Origin of the sequence: Candidatus Accumulibacter sp. ACC012, from assembly GCF_907163155.1 — a bacterium.
GTDB classification, from domain to species: Bacteria; Pseudomonadota; Gammaproteobacteria; order Burkholderiales; family Rhodocyclaceae; genus Accumulibacter; species Accumulibacter delftensis.
Genome location: NZ_CAJQUC010000010.1, coordinates 48,632 through 68,196, shown reverse-complemented (window position 1 = coordinate 68,196; position 19,565 = coordinate 48,632). Strand labels below are relative to the sequence as shown.

The following is a 19,565-nucleotide window of genomic DNA, read 5'->3' as shown; positions in this document are numbered from 1 at the left end:
GGATGATCGTCTTGCTGCCGTCGTTGTAGACGCGTAACGGCTTCCAGGCCGCGCTGCCCGAGACCTCGTAGTCGAAGCTCAGGTTGCCCAGGTATTCGCGGTTCCGCAGGGTTTCTGTCGCGGTGTTCCTCACCTCACGGCTCTTGATCGCTTCCACTTGGCCATGGCGTCTTCGGGATAGGTGAAGGAGACTTGCGGCATGTAGCGCGTGCGATGCGAGCGCAGCCGCAGGTGATAGGTGCGCCGGTTGGTGGTCACGACCAGGGACGTTTCCAGTCCGACATCCAGCGGTTTGATGATCAGGTGTTGAACCTCGCCGCCACCACTGCCGGTGATCGCCGGTTCAACCGTCCAGCGGCCGTATCGCCGAGATTGATCGAGTTGACCTGTTCGCCGGGCTGCAAGGCCACGTCGCACACCATGCAGCACGGCGCAAACAATGCTCGGTTGCTGGGCGCCGTAGAGGAACCTGATCGAGCCGTTCGGGCCGGCCACCGGGGCCGTGCCCGTTCCCCCGGAGGCCTTCCATTTCTCGGCGATGGCAATCGCCACTTTCTCCTGCTTGGTCAGGGTCGGGTTCTGCCCGAGAAATAGAGGTCGGCGAGGTTATCGCCAGAGGCCGCCATGGCGACTGCGGGCACGGCGCCCAGGATCATTGCGTAGAGAAGTTTCTTCATTGGGGGTGCCCCTTTCAAAGCTGTTTCGACCAGGAGAAATCGCGGACATAGATTCCCAGCGGGTTGTTGCGTACCTGTTCTTCGCTGGTCTCGGGGGTCGGTTCGACGACATAGATCGTCACCAGGGAGCGCATGCGGAAAGGCTGACCCTTGACGATCCCCTGCCGATCGCGGGTCGTTTCCAGCCAATCGACTTGCCAGGTTTCAGGCGTCTGCGCGAGCACCGAGGCGATCTCGATGCTGACCGTCTCCTTTGCCGCCCGCTTGAACGGGCTGGCTTCCTCGCTGCCGTTCAGCCATTCATTCATCCTGGCCGTGGCCGGGTCGTGCGGGCGAGCATCGAGTACGCGCGGAACACGGCCTTGCGCTGCAGGGCCACGTCCGGCGTGACCACACGCGCGTCGCTGATGAACGAGGCTACCGACGCTCGATCACCCGCACATCGGCAGGCGCCGCCCGTTCGGCGGGTGCGACGGCGAGCGCCTGCCCGAGCTTGTCCACCTGGACGACGTACGGCACGAACTTCGCCTGGCTGCCAATGTGGATGATCCCGCCGACGCCGGCCAGCGCGATCAACAACGACAGGATGCTGAGCAGCTGCCAGGTCTGGCGCGCAGAAACGACGCTGCCGACGTGTTCGTTCCAGGTGCGGCGAGCCGCCAGGTAGGGGTTCTCGCTTCTCGCCGCTGCGGCGCCCCCGATCATCGGTTCATGGGAACGCCGGGGATCGGCGTCGGGAGTGGCTCGCTTGAACGGCCAGCCCTTGAGTTGATCAGCAAAGCTCATGCGGCGACTCCATATTCGCTAAGGTTCAATCCCCTGCCCTGCAGCCACTCATTCACCCAGCCATGGCCAAACTTGGCTTCCAGGTGCTTGATGGTGGCCACTGATTCCTTGTCGGCAGCACCGACGAAGGCCAGGGCCAACGGCCCCAGGGCGAGGTCGTAGAGACGGCGGCCGCTTTCCGAAACGTAGTAGTACTGGCGTTTCGGAATGGCAGTCGCCAGGATCTCGATTTGCCGGGCATTGAGGCCCATGCGGCGATACAGCGCCGCCGTGTCCTCGTCGCGCGCGTAGATGTTGGGCAGGAAAACCTTGGTCGCCGTTGATTCGACGATCACGTCCAGGACTCCCCGAGTTGACCGCGTCGGAGAGGCTCTGCGTCGCCATCAAAACCAGGCAGTTCGCCTTGCGCAAGACCTTGAGCCATTCCCTGATCTTGGCGCGGAAGGCCGGGTGTCCGAGCATCAGCCAGGCCTCGTCGAGGATGATCACCGCCGGCTGGCCATGCAGGGCGCGCTCGATTCGCCGGAACAGATACAGCAGCACCGGCAGCGCGTACTTCTCGCCCAGGTTCATCAATTCCTCGATCTCGAAGACCGTGAAGTCGGAGAGCGACAAGCCGTCTTCCTCGGCGTCGAGCAGGTGTCCCATCGCGCCATCGACCGTGTACTGCCGGATGGCCTCGCGGATCGCCTCGTCCTGGATGGTGACCGAGAATTCGGACAGGGTGCGGCCACCACTGGAATGCAGACTGAGGATCGCATTGCCGATTTCGTTGCGCTGCGCGGCCGATGTATCGAGTCCGTTCAGCGCCAGGATGGTGTCGATCCACTCCATCGCCCAGGCCCGGTCCCCCTTGGTTTCGAGGAACTGCAAGGGGCAGAAGGCCAGGCGCTCATCATCGGCGGCCACCGTGAAATGCTTGCCGCTGCTGCCCCCGGTCTGGGCGCGGATCGCAGCGGCGAGCGGGTACATCGACATGCCCTTGTCGAAGGCGAAGATCGACATCCCGGCGTAGCGGCGCAGCTGTGCGGCGATGATGCCCAGGTGTGTCGATTTTCCGGCGCCGGTCGGGCCGAACATGAAGGTATGGCCGACGTCGCGCACGTGCAGGTTCAGCCGAAACGGCGTCGCGCCGTGCGTTACGCAGTGCATCAAGGCCGGCGCCAGGGGCGGGTACATCGGGCACGGGGCGCCGTCACTACCGGTCCAGATCGTGCTCGTCGGCAGCAGGTCGGCCAGGTTCATGGTGTTGATGAGTGGCCGGCGAACGTTCTCGACGCCGTGCCCGGGCAAGCTGCCGAGGTAGGCGTCCATGGTGTTGATGGTCTCGATACGGGCTGCGAAGCCGAGACGGTTGATGGCCTTTTCTACCTGGCGTGCAGACGCTTCAAGACGGGTTCGATCCTCGTCCATGAGCACGACGACGCTGGTGTAATAGCCCTGGGCGACCAGGCCGCTATTGACTTCGGCGATGGCCGCTTCGGCATCGGCGACCATCGAGATCGCGTCCTGATCGATGGACCCGGTGTTGGTGTTGAACACCTGGTCGAAGAAGCCGCGAATCTTCTGCCGCCACTTCTTGCGGAACTTGTCGAGGTGCCGCACCGCCTCGTGCGTATCCATGAAGATGAAACGCGACGACCAACGGTATTCGCAAGGCAGCTCGCCGAGAGCGGTCAGGATGCCCGGTGTGGACTCCAGGGGGAAGCCTTCGATGGCGACCGTCTGGATGAACTGGCGGCCGACCTTGGGCACCACGCCGGTCCACATTTCCTGCCCGCCAATGAGCGCGTCCAGGTACATCGGATTGGTCGGCAACTGCAGCGGGTGATTGATGCCGGTGACGCAGAACTGCAGCCAGCGCAGGAAGTCGTCGTGCGTAACCTGCGAACCATCCTCGTTGACCACCTTGTGGCCGCGCAAGCGTTGGAGAATCAGCGCCGACGACAATCGCGACTCGATGGTGGCGCACTCGCGCTTGAAGAACTCGATCAAGCCTCTCGTGCTGGCCTTCTGATCGGGCGCCTGGGTGTCGTCGTCGAACATCAATTCAACGAACTTGCGTTGCGCGAGCAGCGGCGGGAAGTAGGTCAACGTCAGCACGAAGTAGCCTTCGTACATGGTGCCCAGGCCTTCGAACAGCCGACGCCGTTCCTCGTCGATAGCCGCCGATAACCCGTCCGGGAAGTGCGAGATATCTCGGCTCGAGTAGTTTGCTGCCGGCCGGCGCACCGCGTCGACGTGCAGCATCCAGCCATTACCCAGCCCGGAGAGTGCCTGGTTGATGCGGAACGAGACGATCTCGCGCTGCTCGTCGGTGCTGCTGGCGTTGTCGCTTCCCTTGTAGATCCATGCGGCCATGAAAGAACCGTTCTTGCCCACGATCACCCCGTCGTCCACCATCGCGGCATAGTTGAGCAAATCGGCCAGGCCGGCATCCCTGGAGCGATGCTTCTTCAGTTTCAAGTCTTCATCGACCGCGCGGATACGGCGGTAGAGCGCGAGCAGAAGAACGGCTCCCGAGGCGGCAATCGCGAATGCAAGTCCTTCGATCATTGGTATTGCTTCCCTTGGCTGGTCGTGTTTTCCCGGAAGGGCGTGCTGCGCGCCGGGTAGTACGGCTTGTAGCGACGGTGCCGCATGTACACGAAACGCATCTTCGGATCGGCCTTCGCCATCAATCGGAAGGCATAGAGCGCCGCGATCCACAACACCAGGCCGACGAGCGTCGCCCTGACTTCCTGCGCACTGAAAATCAACGCAAAGGCCAGCAGGCCGGCGAACATGACCAGCTCACGGTCCCCTCCCATGAACAGGTTGTCCCGGTTGCCGGCGCGCCGAATGGGAACCGAGCGAAGAGCCATGCTCAGGCCGGCCTTCCGGAATCGGTCGAGGTCGAGCCGGCGATTACCGCGCCACGGCCGAAGAAGGTGCCCATCACGTTTTGCGCGCCAACCAGCAGGGCCATCACCAGAACAATGAAGATCAAGGTGCGGAAGAAGCCGTTGAGATCGCCGCCGAAAATCAGCACACCGCCGGCAACGACGATCCCGATGATCGACAGCGCGAAGGCGACCGGTCCGGTCACCGAGTTGCGCAGATTGGTCAGCCAGCTTTCATAGGGCAGCGAACCGCCAGTGCCCACCGAGGCGAAAGCTTCTTGCGGGGTCAACAGGAAGAACGCCAGCAACAGGAGCAGCCCGAGAGAGACGACAGTCGAGTTCTTGAGTTGGAAAGGCATGACGGGTGCTTGCATGGGTTTGGTCCTTTACAAAGGGCGAGTGATGTAGCGGCCGTCTTCGTACCCGGAAACCTCGATGATTTCCTGGACGCAGCGGCCTTCGGGAGTTCTGGCGATATGGACGACGACGTGAACCGCCTCCCCTATCAGTGGCTCAATCGGTTTGGGTGAATCCGGATGCATGCTGATGAGCATCGCAAGGCGATCAAGTCCGGCCTTGGCGTTATTGGCGTGCAGCGTTGCGGCACCGCCCTCGTGGCCGGTATTCCAGGCCATCAACAAGTCGAGAGCCTCGGGACCGCGCACTTCGCCGACCAGGATCCGGTCGGGTCGCATGCGCAGCGTGGTCTTCAAGAGCATGGTCATCGTCACTTCGAGCGAGGTGTGGTACTGCACGAAGTTTTCAGCGGCACACTGGATTTCCCCGGTGTCCTCGATGATGAAAACGCGTTCGCTCGGATCAAGCTCGACCATGGCATTGATGATGGCGTTGACCAGGGTGGTCTTGCCGGAGCCCGTGCCGCCGATCACCAGGATGTTCCGGTGTGCCCTTATGGCGGAGGTCAGCACCGCCTGCTGTGCGGCGGTCATGATCCCGGCTGCGACGTACTGTTCGAGCGTGAAGATGGCGACGGCCTGCTTGCGAATGGCGAACGTCGGCGCAGGAACTACTGGCGGAAGCTGCCCGGCGAAGCGCGACCCATCGAGCGGCAACTCGCCTTCGAGAATTGGCTTGTGCCGGGTGACTTCCTTGCCGTGATAGCCGGCAACCGTCTTGATGATTGCTTCGGCCCGTGCAAACGGAATGGAGCCGATGCAACACATCCTTTCGCCCAGTCGCTCCTGCCACAGCTTGCCGTCTGCGTTGAGCATGATCTCGACCGTCTTGGGATCTGCCAAGGCATCCATGAGGAGCGGCCCCAGGTCGCGCTCCAACTTTTTCTTCGCCCGTTCCTTGAGGGTGGAAACGAGCGCTTCGCTTTCTGCCATCTGTCGATCTCTGTCCGGTTTGCTGGAATGTCGAAAACACCCAGTCCGACAAACGATATAACGAACTAGAAATTGATGCAAGCCGATGGCTATAGTGGACGTGCGTTGGAGTTTGTGCTAACGGGTGTCCCGCTTTAACAAGCTTTGGTGCTTGTCATACGTGGATCTGACAATCCAGGATCGGGCTTTTACAGGGCGCAGGGCGCGCCAGTCGGAGGGGCAGAGAATTTTAGCGGCTAAAACCCTGCCCTAGCGTTACGAGGGGTTGCGCAGCTTCTTTCTTGTCGCTTCATCCCACTTCTTGACGATGAAGATTTGGTGATCTGGCAACACCGCCGTCACCCGTCCGACGCCTTCTGGAAGGCTGCGGGGAGCATGCCCACCGGCCAGAGCGTCCAGACTGTCCCGGTCAAGGTCGGTCCATTCGAGGAGTGTTGGCAGCGGGGTGTCAAGCGCGTCGGCGATCGCCTCCATGATCTTCAACGAGGGATTTGCCTTGCCGTTGGTCAGATCTGAGAGAAACGAGATGGAGATGTGCGCCTTGTCGGCCAGTTCGTGCTTCGTCATGCCTCGTTCCTCAAGCAGGCGAAGGATGTTGGTAAAAAAGATGTGGCTGTACACGTGGTCATCACCGTCCGGTGGCGCGGCCTGAAAATTTTAGCCGCTAAAGTTCTTGACGCAGGAATGGAGTTTAGCTAAATTGCTATCCAGCGCTCTATGGGGGACTGTGTTTGTGACCTATAACTCCCAACTGAGCGGGCGGCACAGCTGGCGAACCGCCGGGTAGCAAGCGACAAGGTGGGGGTGTCATGCAAGGAAAGCCCACGCGCAGCCCGAATCGGGTTCTGAGCGATGAGATCGGTCGAAGAGGCCAGTCGGCGAACGGACGGGCAAGGTGAAGCGCCCCGGACAAACCGGGGCGCTTGACCCCAGTGCTGTCACACCAGGGCCCAGGCGCGGGCCTGCAAGCGGCATTAGACATGCGACCGCATGGAGGGTCAATCAATGGCGAGCATCATCAAGTTCCCCCGGAGTCTCGATTCTCCCGTCCCCCGTGCGGCTCGGCCGTGGATCGCTCCCAAGTACCTTGAAGGGATCCGCGGAAAAGCCATCTTTTCCGGCCTGGTCGAAGGCATCTGGGTTGCCATTGTCCTCGTGTGGCCGGTATTGAAGTGGGTTCTGTCGATCGACGTATTTTTTCAGTTGTTTCGCATGATATACCAATGGGGCAGGGCGGACGTTCATGACGTTTGGACGTTTACCCTCCATTTCGCAGTGCTGACCTCGCTTACCTGCTTTGTTTCTCTGTACAAGCCGAAAGGCAACAAATTTTAGCGGCTAAAAAATTGGCCCTCCCGAACGACAGTCGTTCGGCTGACCGGCAACTCACGAATGGCGGCTGTCACCGCTTTTTGATCAATCCTGGCGCGGAGCAAGAAATGGGTGCAATCCATGAAAAAACGGCTGACCGAAGGCCAGTTCCACGAGGCCGTCAAGGGGCTGAAAGTAGGGGAACAGACACTGGAGATCGCCCGCAGCGTGCTGATCGACGGCAAGCCACAAGCGGACTTTGTCGCGCAATTGGGACTCTCCAGGGGCGCGGTATCGCAAGCGGTAGACCGGGTCTGGTCGGCACACCAGGCAAAGAATCTACCGCCGGGGTACGAGCGGGTATCGGCAGTATTGCCGGAACACCAGGCTTTCATTGTGAAAAAGTGGGCCGAGGACGCCACAAGGAAACGGGAGCCCACTAAATGAAAACACTCGTCACGGCAAACCAGAAGGGCGGCGTCGGCAAGACTTCGACCGTCGTTCACCTTGCGTTTGACTTCCTCGAACGCGGCTTGAGAGTTGCCGTGATCGACCTGGACACCCAGGCCAATGCCTCTTATACGCTGCAGGAATTCCAGAGCGGCTACCTGGCAAGCCAGATGTTCTCGACGAAAGGCGACGCGGTACGCGCCTGCTTCAAGGATTTACCCGAAGGCCCACTGGTACGCCTGATCGCTTCCGACGCGCCACTGGCCGACATGGAGAAGCGGACGATGGCCGACGTGGCGTCGAGCTTCACGCACAACGTCAAGGCTCTGGCCAAATGCGGGTTCGACGTATGCCTGATCGACACCGCTCCTTCCCTTGGCGTCAGCATGGCCGCGGCGCTTTACGCGGCCGACTATGTGCTTTCGCCGATCGAGCTGGAGGCGTACAGCATCCAGGGGATCAAGAAGATGGTCATGGCCATTGCCAACGTCCGCAAGGCGAATCCCGGCCTGAAATTCCTTGGCATGGTGCCCAGCAAGATCGATGGCCGCAACCCGCGCCACGGTCGCCACCTGCAGGAGCTGGCGAACGCCTATCCACAACTGATGATCCCGGCCGGAATCGGCCTGCGCAGCAGTATCGCCGATGCCCTGGCTTCAGGCGTGCCGGTCTGGAAGATCAGGAAGACCGCCGCTCGCAAGGCCGCGCAGGAAGTCCGCGCATTGGCCGCTCATGTTTTCGAGAAGATGGAGATTGCACAATGACCACCGCCGCCACCAACACCGTCAAGAAGGCCAAGAAACAGCCCGAGGCGCAGCCACCGGCGTTCGGACTGGGCCTCGATAACATCGGCGATCTTTCGGCCCTCCTGAACCAGCCGGAAGCCAGCGGGAAAGCCTCCGGGCCAATGGAGTTGCCGCTCGATCTGATTTCCGAGGATCCCCACCAACCGAGAACCAAGGACAACCCGGGCTTCTCTTCGGAAAGCCTGACAGAACTCGCCGACACGATCCGTTTGCGCGGCGTCAAGACCCCGATTTCCGTGCGTGAGAATCCCGAGGCACCCGGCTTTTTCATCATCAACCACGGCGCGCGGCGCGCCCGCGCGTCAAAACTGGCTGGTAAGAGCAGCATTCCCGCGTTCATCGACAATGACTACAACGAGGCCGACCAGGTCATCGAGAACCTGCAACGCAACGACCTTACCCCCCGCGAGATTGCCGACTTCATCGGCCGCGAACTGGCCAAGGGCAAGCAGAAGGGCGAAATAGCCAAGGAGCTTGGCAAATCCGCTTCCTTCGTCTCGCAGCACGTCACCTTGCTGGACCTCCCGGATCCCATTGCCGCCGCGTTCAACTCCGGCCGGTGCCGTGACGTCACGGTGATCAACGAACTGGTGACGGCGCACAAGAAGCGCCCCCAGGAGGTTAGCGTGTGGCTGGCCGACGACAGCCAGGAAATTGCCCGCGGATCGGTCAAGCTACTGCGCGAGTTCCTGGAGGACAAACGCAAACACGAGTACGTCGCCCCTGCCGCCGACGACGACCCGATCGATGAGTCTCCCGTCGCCCAGAGCAACACCCAAGCCAGCGACCATGAAAACGCCGTTGGCGAGCAAGCTCCGGAAGCGTCCGCTGACAAGCACGATAAAGCTCCGAAGGAAGCCAACCTGGACAAGCTGAAGAAAACCATCGTGCAAGTCAGGCACGACGATCGGCCCGCCCGCCTGCTCCTGAATCGCCGGCCACCGGCCGCAGGCTACGCCTTGTTGAAATACGAGGATGACGGACAGGAGTTCATGGCCGATCTTTCGCAGGTGCAGCTCGTAGCACTCGTGGAAGGGTAAGCAGGGTTCGGATACCCCAGCAGCCTTGCGGCTTGACAGCTGTCGAGCCGCAAGGTCAACGGAAGAAAGAGGGAGTAGGAAAAACATGGCAACCGGCGAAAAAGTACCGACAGACCAGATTTCCGGGAAGTTCGACAAGCTTCGTCGCGACGCTTACCTGGACAAGCGGGGCATTGACCCACACCAGCCGTTCCAACTGGACTTGCTGCTTCCCGATCTGAACGACAGCCAGCGCTTCATCCCGAACGACTATGCCCGCTCCTCGCTGTTCACGGCCCGCAACAAGAGGGAAGCCCGGCGGGTTCTGCAACACGAAAAGCTGTTCCACCTGCACGAAGGGCAGGGCATTTCGCTTGTCTATACCGGCATCGAGCTGAGGGCCGAGGACGACGAACTGGTCTGGCTGCAAATCATGCACTACGCCAAGCACGTGCCCTTGGGCGAGCCCTTCGAGTTCTCCGTCAAGGATCTGGTGCGCGACCTCGGTTGGGCCAAGAATGGGCGCTACTACGACAAAGTCCGCGAATCCATTTCTCGCCTCAAGGCCAACGAAGTGCTGGTCCTGAACGATAAGGCCTATGGCAAGAGCGGCGCCATCTCGCTGATCGACAAGTACAGCGCCATCAACGACGCTGAAGGCAAGCTCACGCAATACCGCGTCTGGGTTGACCCCAACCTGATCGTGCTCTTCGCCGGCAACACCTTCACCAATCATTCCTGGGAAACCTACCGCTCCCTGTCGCCCGTCGCCCGCCGACTGGCAGACTACATCGAGAGCCATAAGCAACCCTTCCCGCTGAAACTCGAAAGATTCCGCGAAATGTGTGGATCAACGAGCAAGACCGTCTACGGGTGGCGCCGCACAGCACGCGAAGCCTGCGCGGAGATAGAGGCCAGCGGAATTGCCAAGTGCGTGCAGCTACATACCGACGACAGCATCTACGTCGTGAACGAATGACGGCACCGCCAACGCACACCACCACGGCGCACGCGCGCGCTGTTCCTCTCCATGCTTCATTTGTCACGGCTTGACCAGCACTTGTCTCCGAGCCCTCTTCAAATGCCTACGGAGCACACTTATCCACAGAATCGTGACAGATGACGCATGCGGCGTGACAGATGACGCAGGGCAAACTCGTTGACCATGCTTCATCTGTCACGGTTTTGGGCGTCAAAACCCCGTTTGCCAACCCTCCTTGTGGATAACCTTCACGGCACATCGCTCCAGATCCACCAAACCGCCGCCAACCGTGACAGATGACGCATGTCTCGTGACAGATGACGCATGAAATTGGCCACTTCGCTGCGCAAGGTGTGACAGATGAAGCATGAGATCGTGACAGATGAAGCATGAAACCGTGACAGATGACGCAGAGGCTATTTTCTTACCAACTTGTTTTGTAATGGTTTTTCGGCCTATTTCTGGGCCGTTAACCATTTTTTAACCTTTTATAACCAAACAAAGACTCTCTTATCTACCCCTACGGCCTCTCTTCTACTTCCCCAAAACTCCCATCCATCCTTGAAAACGTTTGCATACCCAATACGTTCAAGTTTGAACTCCAAAGAAAAGACCCGACCGACCCGATGCTAGCTTGCTCACGCCAGGCCTCTCGGAAACACAAACCATTACTGAACAAGCAGTAGGGTAGGCATAAGGAGAAGACCTCCTTCGCCACTATCGGGAAATCCGTAGCAAAAGTTCACGATGGTCTTCAGCGAATCCATAAGAGCTCTTCGCTATTCGGCGTTGTGAAGGTCAGCTATCAACGGTGGAGCCGTCGCTCGCCAACTTGCCCTGATCTTCGCCTTATCGGCTGGACAGGATAGTCGCCCAGCCCCAGCAAGCTCGACTGCCTCCAGTACCACTGCTGCTGGCTGGAAGGTCTCGAAAGCCGACGGGCAGCTGCTCCGGGTGTATGCTGTCGACCTACAGTAGGACATGCCATGCCCGGGGGGGACACCATGTTTCGAGCTCGTCAAGCCGACGTCTTGCCGGATTCCGTCATCGAGGCCGGCAAGGCAGACGGCTTTGTTCATGTCTGCGACCAGGCTGCTCTCATGTTCGGTAGCGACCGTCGAGAGCCAAACGCTCACCGGCCGGTGGTGGCAATCCGGAACGATGGTCCCCGCTTCGTCGTCCTTCCGTGTACGACCAAAGACAGCACCGAGTTGCCCGATTTCTTCGCACTCGACGAACAGCGAATCATGTGGTCTCGCCCAACCAACGGTCGCCGCAGTTTTGCATGCTGCCGTTACGAAGTGGTGCCGGGCCAGCGGCTGCGCGGAAAAATTGGCGTCATGCCACAAACCGCGCGTATCGAACTCCTGGCGTGGCTCAAGTCGCGTTACTGAACCATGAGCGATAACCACCCACTTGATGGCGAACTGTGTGCTCTGTGGTGTCGCCGGCGTGATCTTGATACGGCCGGCTGGACGCGACTATACGAAATCGCCATGGCCGTGCTGATGAACTACAAGCCGCGTGAGTTGGCGGGCTTGCCAGAGGACCGCAATGTCTACATCCAGGAGTTCTTTGAGGACAAGGTCTTGCGTCTCGACCTCACGAGCCGATGCGATCACGTCGGCGCGCTGCGAGTCTACTATCAGCGCTATTTGCGTGACCTTCTTCGCAGCAAGCAATCGAGAGAAAAGAGGGAAATTGGCGACAAACACGACGCGGAAGGCGAGTCTCCCCCGTCCCTTGATGAAGCACCCGAGGCCGAAACTACCGGCACGGATCCTTTGAACGCATTGGCGGAAGCAGGCTTTCCGCCAATTGAAGTCGCTGCTTCGGCCAGAGCGTGGCTCGTTGCCAGCGAGGAATGGGTGCCCATCTTTGTAGCATTTTCCAACTGCCCCGATGCCGCGCTTTCGGAACCCCTCGTGCACCTGGCCAAACGCAAGGGCATCAAGTCACAAGCCTACAAGGCAGAGAAACTAGGCTTCAACTGGCGCGGCGGCGATGTCGCTGGCTTTGCCGAAACGCTGCTCGGTCGCTGGATCACCGGCTCGCTCGGCATCGAACTCCACCCGGAAAACAGTCTCCTGATCCTCGGGGCTTTGAAGATCCTCTGCTTTGAAGCGTTGACATGGGCAGAACAGCAGGAGGCTGCCGAATGAAAGACCGACTCCCCCTCTCCCCTCCCATCGAGCTTGTCGAGCGCCACCTCTTCGGCGTTTCTGAAGGCCTGATCGATGCGACCAAGCGCGGCGAGACTTCGCCTGGTATAGCCGAAGCCGTGCGCCGCTCAATGGAATGGAGTGAGTACCACGCCGACATCCAGGATGATCAAGCCTCAGCACAACCGTCGCCAGAAGTGCTCCATTCCAAGCCAAGCGTCCCGGAAGCGATCAGGGATCTGATCCAGCGTCGTGTTGCCGCACTATCGTTGTCCTCCACGCCCCTCCCGGCGCCTGGTCAGATCGTATCGGCCGAAAAGATCGTCACGCCACGACCGGGGCAGCTTGACGCCATCATGCTGGTTCCTCTGTTTGTCCTCCTCGATGCACCAGCTGAAGCACCGGCCGTCTGGCACGGCTGGCTGGTGTCTGCCGAAACCGAATATGCTGGCTGGTGGGATTTCGTGCTCCAGGAACAAGACGCACACTTCGACCCGGAAGCGGCGATGGTGCAGCTATGGAACCCGGTACGTCTCTACCTGCCTATGGCGGCGCGCGTTGTCGGGCAACTGTCGTCAGCGCGTTTGCAGGCGGTGCGTTCGCTGGCAGCCGACTTCGTGGCGGTAGAACCACCGGCTGATGTCCCCTGCTGGCCTGGGCGAGTGGCATCGCGAACTACTTCCGCAGGCTTGCGCGTAAGCACCGGCAGCCCCCTGGGCGATGAACACGATGCCAGGAATCGCTACCAGCAACTCTACTTCGAAGCCGCAGAAGCGGTTCGCGAACCGGCTCGCCTGGCGTTGCGGGCTTTGGCCGGCGTCCCCGTCGGCCAAGTGGGAACGCTGATGAATCGCCTGATTGCTGCGGCCGGCAAAGCTGCGGAGATTCTTCTCCCGGAGCCAAGGGTCGCGATGGCAATGAGCGGCGACGACCTTGCTGATTTTCCCGATCTCTCGTGGCCCGACGTCGCACGACTACGGATTGACGAAGTGACCGCTGAAGGCGATGGACGGATGGAAGTGACTGCCGTCGGAACGGAACTGCTCGTCGTCGAAGTACGCAAGGGGTCTCAAGTCGAAGAGCGGGTTGACCTTCCGGCCGGCGCGGTGGATACCATCGCCTGGGACAGCGGCAGCACTACACTTGTGCTGTTTACGGCAGGCGGCAGGCGGCTGGAACTGCCGCTAAAGGAATCGGAATAGTCGCCAGCTCTGCGCTGGAGACTGCGCGGCCATTCGTCGCCTTGTGGCAGGAAGTCCACTCCACGGACAATGCAGTATTGCACCTCCTCAGCCGAGAGTGCCACCAGACCATTCCGCTTCCGGAAATAGCTGCCGGCGCCAAGGCTGTAGAGGAATTCCTTCCAGAATTGGCGCCAACCCTACGCTCACCGGCTCCTCGTTCTCGTTGCCTGCTGCTGCTTGAACCAAGCTTGCCAGCGCCCTGGCTGAACCTGCGCTGGGAAACACTGCAGCTGTCAGGACGACCGCTATCGTCACAGGCACTGGTTGTGCGGAATGCCGTCTGGGGCCTCGCGCGACGCAACGTCGGTAACACGATCCGCTTTCTCGATCTGTTCCCACCGGCGGAGTTTTCCTTCGTGGATCGGCTGCAGCCATGGCTTCGGTCAGGACAGCTGCGCAGCTGCCGACTCGCCTTTCTCAAGGAACAGATGAGTGCTGCCAGCGAGTTGCTGATCATGGCCCATGGCCGCGCCAATGGACTGGTCGATCGCGATGGGCGCGTGTTCGATCTGCCTGTTGCCTACCCGATGCCGGAGCGTATCTGGCTGCTCGCCTGCAACGTCGAAGGCGCCATGGACAAGCTGGCTCGGCGGCTGCTGGAACAGGGGTGCCGCAGCGTCATCGCGGCGACGTCCGACCTCTCGGCACCGGAGATGGCGTGCTTGCTTGAAGATTTTCTTGCGGGCCGAGCTTCCGAGGAAAGCATCTCCTGGCTGGGGCGAGCGGAGCGCGCACTCAGCGCCATGCCCAATTCTCGTACGCTCACGATCTGGGGCGAATGTGACATCGACCCGACGCCGTGCGCCCAATGGAACAGGCTGAGCTGGGACAACGCGCACGGCGATCGGCGCCGGCCACCGCTCGACGACGAAAGCACGCGCGAAGAATTTCTGTCAGCTTATCAACACGCGGCATCTCCGCACGCTTGGCCATTGACGCGCGAATGGATGTGGTCACCGCTCCTTTGGCTTGCGGAGAAACACCATCATCCGGCCATGCAGGAATTGTCCGAACGGATTGGCGATTCCCGGTCGCCGCAGGCCATCCGGGGTTTGGCTGCTGCCGCACGCCGCGTCGGCAATTATGTCCAGATGGCCAAGTATCTGTCGCTTGGCCTCGGAATCCCGGACTTGCCGGTCAAGGAGAGAGCCGAGATCCTTGGCGCACTGGCGAATCTTTTCATTGACCTCGACCTGCCAGAAAGTGCCGCGACGATCATCCAGCGTCATGAAGATTGCCATTTGGATGACCAGAAAGAGAGCTTCAGCGCGGAATTCAAGCGCCTCGACTGGGCAGCGCGCATGGAAGCGCGCCGCGGCAGCTTGCACATTGCACTGGACTTGATGACCACCAAGCGCAAACGCGCACCGGTCGATACCGGACGCGAACTGGCGTGGCAACTCTATCTGGCCACCTGGGGAATGCTCGCCGGGCAGGTGTCAGAGGATGTTTCGGCCGACTTCGCTGCCGAGGTCGCGAAGCGACTTGGCAGCGAGGCCCCGGAAAACGTCGGTCATGGCAACGAGACCAGCGCCTATTTGCTCCGGGCGCTTGCCGCCTACGCCTGGGCATCTCGGGATTCGGCGTGCTTGAATAGTGCCCGAATCTGGCTGGATCATGCCGAAGACAGGCTCACCGACGATGATCCAGGCCCATGGGCCTACACCATCGCCTACCTGCATCTTCAAGATGCAGCGCCGCGGGAGAGTCTGGACCGGGCTTTGAGCGCGCTGGAGCGAGCGCGCTATTTTCTTGAAGCCGCCTCGATTTCTGGTTTTGCAGATCGGGAAAGCAAGCGCCGCAGGCTCCTGGTACGCTTTCAGCAGCGGCGCCAGTATATCCTCGCTGAACTGAGCGAGGCCACTGACTTTACCGAAACCTTGACGGAAGTGGCAGCGAGAGAAAAGACTGAAAGCGATGCGGACGAGCTTCCGACAAGCGCTGCGCGTCTCGGCGTAATGCCGCTTTGACAGCCCCTCGCCACGTTGCCGGTGGCGCGAAAACGTCGATCAGCTGGCCGCTTTGGCCACTGCGATCAGATTTGTCGGGAAGATTCGTGAGCGCAACGGGGCCAGCGCTTGCCAACTGTCACGCTTCCTCACTTCGGCAATCGCGGCGAGCAAGGCCTTGGGGGTCGGATCGCCATCCATACTCTCGCCCACCAGCTGCGGCATTGCGAGAAGAGCCTTCTCCCACTGCCGCAGCGTATCGGCGATGCGGTTGAGCGGCTTGCTCGCCATTCCCACGTGGTGGTACACCAGAGGCAGCAGCGCCAGCGCTTCAGCCATGTAGTTGTTCTTGAGCAGCGCTTCGAGCGCAAGCCGGCCTTTCTCCCGTGGGGCGCCGGCGGCGACCGCGCCAAGCGTGACCACTGCAACTGGCAGCGCATCGCCATTGATCGATGCTCTGTCGGTGTTCTCCAGTCGATCGAGGCAGGCAAGCGCGGCGCTATGATCACCGCGGCGAAGGGCCAGCGCCGCCTCGCCCATCAAGGCATAGGCATTGAGCCGGGAATCCTTGGCCGCGTCGGAATCATGTGCTTCGGCATACCAGGCGGCAGCCTCGTCCAGATCGCCGGCCAGCAAGGCCACGTGCCCCCGATAGACGGCCGTTTGCCCGGTCACGCCAGTGCCCAGCAAAACCTGCTGAGCTTCGTGGGATCGCCGATAGAAGTCGGCGGCACGCTCCAGATCACCGCAACGAAGGGCGATTTCGCCACAGCGGCCGAGCGTCTTGTAGGTTTCGGGGTCGCCGGCCACCTCCTGATCGTACAAGGCCGCGTCGGCCAGCTTTGCGGCTGCGCCAAGCGCACCAAGATCAGTGAAAACATTGGCGATCAGGCGCTGCAGGCGCGAACGGTGCTGCTCGGACCCGGATTGCCACTCCTTTCGATAGGCATCGAGCGCGATTCGAAACTCGCCGGCGTAATACGCACGTTGTCCAATGCTGACACCGAATCCAGGAATATCAGCTTCGGCCAGTCCCGGCAGACGGGTCAGCAGATCGTCGCAGGCCTGCCGGTAACGTCGCGTCGCCTCATCGGCTTCGGGATGCAGGCCGCGAGCGGCCAGCTGATAGGCGGCCTCCCACCAGATGGCTTGACGAAAAGCGATCGGAAGCGATGCTGTCCCGTCACCGAGGGAAGCCACCAGTTTCTCGTAGTCGGCGAGAGTTACGGCGACGCACCGCCGCTGCGTGAGCTCCTGAAGCAGACGCTGTGCCGCAGCCAGCAGGGGTTCTGGTGGGCAACGCCGGCTCGTCCAGTCCGGCGAACGCCGGACCAATACCTCGTCGGTATCGCTGCGCCACGACTTCTTCAAGTCCGGCCGACCGCCCAGTGGATGCGTCGACCCGAGCAACCAGTAAGCCAGAGCCTCGCGCACGTCTGCGGGCAGATTCCCTCGACGCGCGTCCAGCGCCCTTCTCGCCGCATCGAGGTCATTGATCTCCCGCGCTGGCAGCAACCAGAGCTCGATAGCCAGTTCGGCCGACAACAGCTCGGTCGCCAAAGGCAGCGCTCCCGGCTTGACCCAGACGCTCCACGGCGCCGGTACGGCAGCGACCTCGCCTCCCCGACCGGAAACCGAGAAGGATTGCATCCGCACAGCGTCCAGCAATACGTCGCAGCCCTGATTGGTCAGCCGATCGTCGCCGGCAGTCGACGCTACGTCGATCTGCGGGCGCGGACCCTCCGCGTGCCACGCCAGATCGACGGTTTGCCCTGCGAAAAGAGCCAGGCCACTATCGAGAGCCAGCTGAAAGCGCCAGCGACTCATGCCATTACCTCTCGCGCCGAGAAGAAGCGGACATTGGGACCGACCGGATTGGGGAAGCGGATACGCAGATCACGCTGCGCAGAATCGCAGCTTGCGGCCATCAAGCTGCACGCCAGGTCGGCGAGATTGTTCAAGCGGCTCTCCTCCGCGCTAAGCAGTTTGGCCGCCTGCGCGTCCTCTCTCTCCAGGGCGCTGACCAACTCCGTCTTGTTCATAGAGCCGGCGAAGGCAATCTGGCGCGCCGCGGCGGTCGATGGCACAGGCCAATGGCCTGCCGTTGTGGCCAGCGTTGCCCAGAATTGTCTCTCCATCGTTTCCAGGAGAGTGCGGTTGCCGCCTGTCTTGCTGGTTGCCAGCCGGCCGCCTGATGAAGGCCCAGAGAGCTCTCGTCCGGCACGCAGGATCGACGCGGTGTTGGTTTCTTCGGTCCGGCAACCGGGAAGGACACGAATTCGTGGCGACGAGCCCAGAAACGGCCTCACCAGCGCGAGGATTCTGCCGTAGAGCGCGCCAATGGTGGCCATCGGATCGCTACCTGTCGAGAAGTCGGTCATCACCTCCTTGCCACTTCCGTGAATGCCGAGCGACACGATTCCCGGATGTCCTGCCAACCAGCGAAATGCCGCCAGCAGGTGGGTCAGGACCGGATCGCTGGGGGTGGCATCGAGTGAATACTCCCCCGCTACTTCCTTTCTGGTCCGAAGGTAAAGCCACGCCTCGCGCACATGATGTTTCGTGAGCTCGTCGGCCTTCTCGGCACCTTGTGACAGCAACCAGCTCCTGAGCCCCTCGACCGGCGCGTCCATTCGACCGCGAATCGTCCGACCGTCAAGATTTTCGTCGAGCGCGGCGAGTAGAGTTGCCGGACGGGCGAGAATCAGTCCCACGCCGTGCATGCTGGCAGAAGGCGGGTCCTCGAAACTCCCGGTTTCGTCACCGATGGCGAGCCATAGATTGGCTCTCGAAGACGAACTGAAATTCCGTGCTGGACGGTTGTTGGATGTCATGTGGGTCGCCATTCAAGTGAAGCTTTCAGCCCGACGCCGAAGCAGGCGGTGGTCTGGTGGATCGGAAGGTACGTGTTGCGGCCATTCTCATACCAGATGGCAGAGCCAACATCCACCTTCGGGAAATTCCGTCGATAGCCTTTCATCGACGCACTGCTGCGCCAACAGCACCAGGCACGCCCGCTCGTCGGCGGCGCAATCGCCCCTGCCGTCGCGATACTTCTTTAGCATATCAGCAGTAGGGTCCGCTTGGGACAGATACGCGTAATCCTTGATGACTGCAACGGACCCCTAAATTTGGTACGTCATCGGCAGCAGAACGGTCTGGTCACAAAGCCTTGTCAGCGGGCAGGTGCGACGCACGACACAATCCAGAAAGGCATTGCCCGCGAAGGCGCGATGTCACAAAGCCCTATCAGCGGGCAGGTGCAACGACTGCGCCAGGTCGTCCAGGCGGCTGGCGGAAGCAAGTCACAAAGCCCTGTCAGCGGGCAGGTGCAACGGACTTGCAGAGGGCAAGCGCCCGCTATCTTTGAAGCCGGGTCACAAAGCCCTGTCAGTGGGCAGGTGCAACGGACGGCAGGTTTCACAGCAAATATCAAAACGCTGGCCATGTCACAAAGCCCTGTCAGCGGGCAGGTGCAACGGACGCCCGGTGTGGCGTGCATCACCGTTCGGGCATACTGGTCACAAAGCCCTGTCAGCGGGCAGGTGCGACGGACATTCTTGCTGCAAGGTCACTCAGCGGACACTTGAGGAGTCACAAAGCCCTGTCAGCGGGCAGGTGCGACGGACAATTCTGGCTTGGCGTTGGGAATATTGCCGAGGCGGTGTCACAAAGCCCTGTCAGCGGGCAGGTGCGACGGACTTCAATGTCTATTTTTTGCTCGAAAAAGCACTATTTGTCACAAAGCCCTGTCAGCGGGCAGGTGCGACGGACCCGCAGGCACGGACAGCATCAAGGCGCTGTCTACTGCGTCACAAAGCCCTGTCAGCGGGCAGGTGCGACGGACAAGACCGCAGGTACGGATAGCATCAAGGCGTTGAGGTCACAAAGCCCTGTCAGCGGGCAGGTGCGACGGACTACCAGAGGACGCAGCGCGCCGAGCCCTCA

15 protein-coding genes and 3 pseudogenes are annotated in these 19,565 nt (G+C 61.0%); 9 read left to right on the top strand and 9 right to left on the bottom strand.

Annotation, left to right across the window (positions count from 1 at the left end; translation table 11 throughout):
* From trbG to QZ648_RS12690, 7 genes and pseudogenes are all read right to left on the bottom strand, one after another.
* A pseudogene (gene trbG / locus QZ648_RS12720) lies at positions 1-677 on the bottom strand (P-type conjugative transfer protein TrbG); the annotation flags it as partial.
* A gap of 14 nt (positions 678-691) precedes the next feature.
* Positions 692-1,463: pseudogene (locus QZ648_RS12715) on the bottom strand (conjugal transfer protein TrbF).
* A pseudogene (locus QZ648_RS12710) lies at positions 1,460-4,019 on the bottom strand (VirB4 family type IV secretion/conjugal transfer ATPase). Before QZ648_RS12710 ends, QZ648_RS12715 begins: the two co-directional pseudogenes overlap by 4 nt.
* Positions 4,016-4,327, bottom strand: coding sequence for a conjugal transfer protein TrbD (locus tag QZ648_RS12705; RefSeq protein ID WP_287461993.1), 312 nt, complete (start codon positions 4,325-4,327; stop codon positions 4,016-4,018). The pseudogene QZ648_RS12710 and the gene QZ648_RS12705 overlap by 4 nt, the downstream one beginning before the upstream one ends.
* Positions 4,328-4,329: 2 nt before the next feature.
* Complete coding sequence (trbC, locus tag QZ648_RS12700) at positions 4,330-4,719, bottom strand: conjugal transfer system pilin TrbC (RefSeq protein WP_291997296.1); 390 nt, start codon at positions 4,717-4,719, stop codon at positions 4,330-4,332.
* Between the two features lie 12 nt (positions 4,720-4,731).
* Complete coding sequence (gene trbB / locus QZ648_RS12695; RefSeq protein WP_291997295.1) at positions 4,732-5,694, bottom strand: P-type conjugative transfer ATPase TrbB; 963 nt, start codon at positions 5,692-5,694, stop codon at positions 4,732-4,734.
* 255 nt (positions 5,695-5,949) lie between these two features.
* Complete coding sequence (locus QZ648_RS12690; protein ID WP_291997294.1) at positions 5,950-6,315, bottom strand: transcriptional regulator; 366 nt, start codon at positions 6,313-6,315, stop codon at positions 5,950-5,952.
* A 384-nt stretch (positions 6,316-6,699) separates the two neighbouring features.
* On the opposite strand from QZ648_RS12690, the gene kleE reads away from it, so the two are divergent.
* The 9 genes from kleE to QZ648_RS12645 all read left to right on the top strand — a co-directional run bounded on the left by kleE (position 6,700) and on the right by QZ648_RS12645 (position 15,638).
* Positions 6,700-7,029, top strand: a complete 330-nt coding sequence (kleE, locus tag QZ648_RS12685; protein ID WP_169068720.1) for a KleE stable inheritance protein — start codon at positions 6,700-6,702, stop codon at positions 7,027-7,029.
* A 117-nt stretch (positions 7,030-7,146) separates the two neighbouring features.
* A complete protein-coding gene (locus tag QZ648_RS12680) occupies positions 7,147-7,452 on the top strand; it encodes a transcriptional regulator KorA (RefSeq protein WP_291997293.1) in 306 nt (101 codons plus the stop codon).
* A complete protein-coding gene (locus tag QZ648_RS12675) occupies positions 7,449-8,219 on the top strand; it encodes a ParA family protein (RefSeq protein ID WP_291997292.1) in 771 nt (256 codons plus the stop codon). The genes QZ648_RS12680 and QZ648_RS12675 overlap by 4 nt, the downstream gene beginning before the upstream one ends.
* Positions 8,216-9,301: a ParB/RepB/Spo0J family partition protein gene (locus QZ648_RS12670; protein ID WP_291997291.1), complete on the top strand. Its 1,086-nt coding sequence runs from the start codon at positions 8,216-8,218 to the stop codon at positions 9,299-9,301. Before QZ648_RS12675 ends, QZ648_RS12670 begins: the two co-directional genes overlap by 4 nt.
* A gap of 85 nt (positions 9,302-9,386) precedes the next feature.
* A complete protein-coding gene (gene trfA / locus QZ648_RS12665; protein WP_291997290.1) occupies positions 9,387-10,259 on the top strand; it encodes a plasmid replication initiator TrfA in 873 nt (290 codons plus the stop codon).
* 1,007 nt (positions 10,260-11,266) lie between these two features.
* On the top strand, positions 11,267-11,656 hold the full coding sequence (locus QZ648_RS12660; RefSeq protein WP_291997289.1) for a hypothetical protein: 390 nt from the start codon (positions 11,267-11,269) through the stop codon (positions 11,654-11,656).
* A gap of 102 nt (positions 11,657-11,758) precedes the next feature.
* Positions 11,759-12,424 carry a hypothetical protein gene (locus QZ648_RS12655; RefSeq protein WP_291997288.1) on the top strand — a complete coding sequence of 222 codons (666 nt, stop codon included), beginning with the start codon at positions 11,759-11,761 and terminating at the stop codon, positions 12,422-12,424.
* Complete coding sequence (locus QZ648_RS12650) at positions 12,421-13,626, top strand: hypothetical protein (protein ID WP_291997287.1); 1,206 nt, start codon at positions 12,421-12,423, stop codon at positions 13,624-13,626. Before QZ648_RS12655 ends, QZ648_RS12650 begins: the two co-directional genes overlap by 4 nt.
* Before the next feature lie 230 nt (positions 13,627-13,856).
* On the top strand, positions 13,857-15,638 hold the full coding sequence (locus QZ648_RS12645) for a hypothetical protein (protein WP_291997286.1): 1,782 nt from the start codon (positions 13,857-13,859) through the stop codon (positions 15,636-15,638).
* 39 nt (positions 15,639-15,677) lie between these two features.
* On the opposite strand, the gene QZ648_RS12640 is transcribed toward QZ648_RS12645, so the two are convergent.
* The gene (locus tag QZ648_RS12640) at positions 15,678-17,444 is read right to left on the bottom strand and encodes a hypothetical protein (RefSeq protein ID WP_291997285.1); all 1,767 of its coding nucleotides are present in this window, start codon (positions 17,442-17,444) and stop codon (positions 15,678-15,680) included.
* Positions 17,441-18,451: a hypothetical protein gene (locus QZ648_RS12635; RefSeq protein ID WP_291997284.1), complete on the bottom strand. Its 1,011-nt coding sequence runs from the start codon at positions 18,449-18,451 to the stop codon at positions 17,441-17,443. The genes QZ648_RS12640 and QZ648_RS12635 overlap by 4 nt, the downstream gene beginning before the upstream one ends.
* Positions 18,452-19,565 lie beyond the last annotated feature (1,114 nt).

Coding starts and splice junctions, on each gene's coding strand:
- QZ648_RS12705 (WP_287461993.1), bottom strand. CDS start 4,327: ATGGCTCTTCGCTCGGTTCCCATTCGGCGCGCCGGCAACCGGGACAAC.
- trbC (WP_291997296.1), bottom strand. CDS start 4,719: ATGCAAGCACCCGTCATGCCTTTCCAACTCAAGAACTCGACTGTCGTC.
- trbB (WP_291997295.1), bottom strand. CDS start 5,694: ATGGCAGAAAGCGAAGCGCTCGTTTCCACCCTCAAGGAACGGGCGAAG.
- kleE (WP_169068720.1), top strand. CDS start 6,700: ATGGCGAGCATCATCAAGTTCCCCCGGAGTCTCGATTCTCCCGTCCCC.
- QZ648_RS12680 (WP_291997293.1), top strand. CDS start 7,147: ATGAAAAAACGGCTGACCGAAGGCCAGTTCCACGAGGCCGTCAAGGGG.
- QZ648_RS12675 (WP_291997292.1), top strand. CDS start 7,449: ATGAAAACACTCGTCACGGCAAACCAGAAGGGCGGCGTCGGCAAGACT.
- QZ648_RS12670 (WP_291997291.1), top strand. CDS start 8,216: ATGACCACCGCCGCCACCAACACCGTCAAGAAGGCCAAGAAACAGCCC.
- trfA (WP_291997290.1), top strand. CDS start 9,387: ATGGCAACCGGCGAAAAAGTACCGACAGACCAGATTTCCGGGAAGTTC.
- QZ648_RS12660 (WP_291997289.1), top strand. CDS start 11,267: ATGTTTCGAGCTCGTCAAGCCGACGTCTTGCCGGATTCCGTCATCGAG.
- QZ648_RS12655 (WP_291997288.1), top strand. CDS start 11,759: ATGGCCGTGCTGATGAACTACAAGCCGCGTGAGTTGGCGGGCTTGCCA.
- QZ648_RS12650 (WP_291997287.1), top strand. CDS start 12,421: ATGAAAGACCGACTCCCCCTCTCCCCTCCCATCGAGCTTGTCGAGCGC.
- QZ648_RS12640 (WP_291997285.1), bottom strand. CDS start 17,444: ATGAGTCGCTGGCGCTTTCAGCTGGCTCTCGATAGTGGCCTGGCTCTT.
- QZ648_RS12635 (WP_291997284.1), bottom strand. CDS start 18,451: ATGACATCCAACAACCGTCCAGCACGGAATTTCAGTTCGTCTTCGAGA.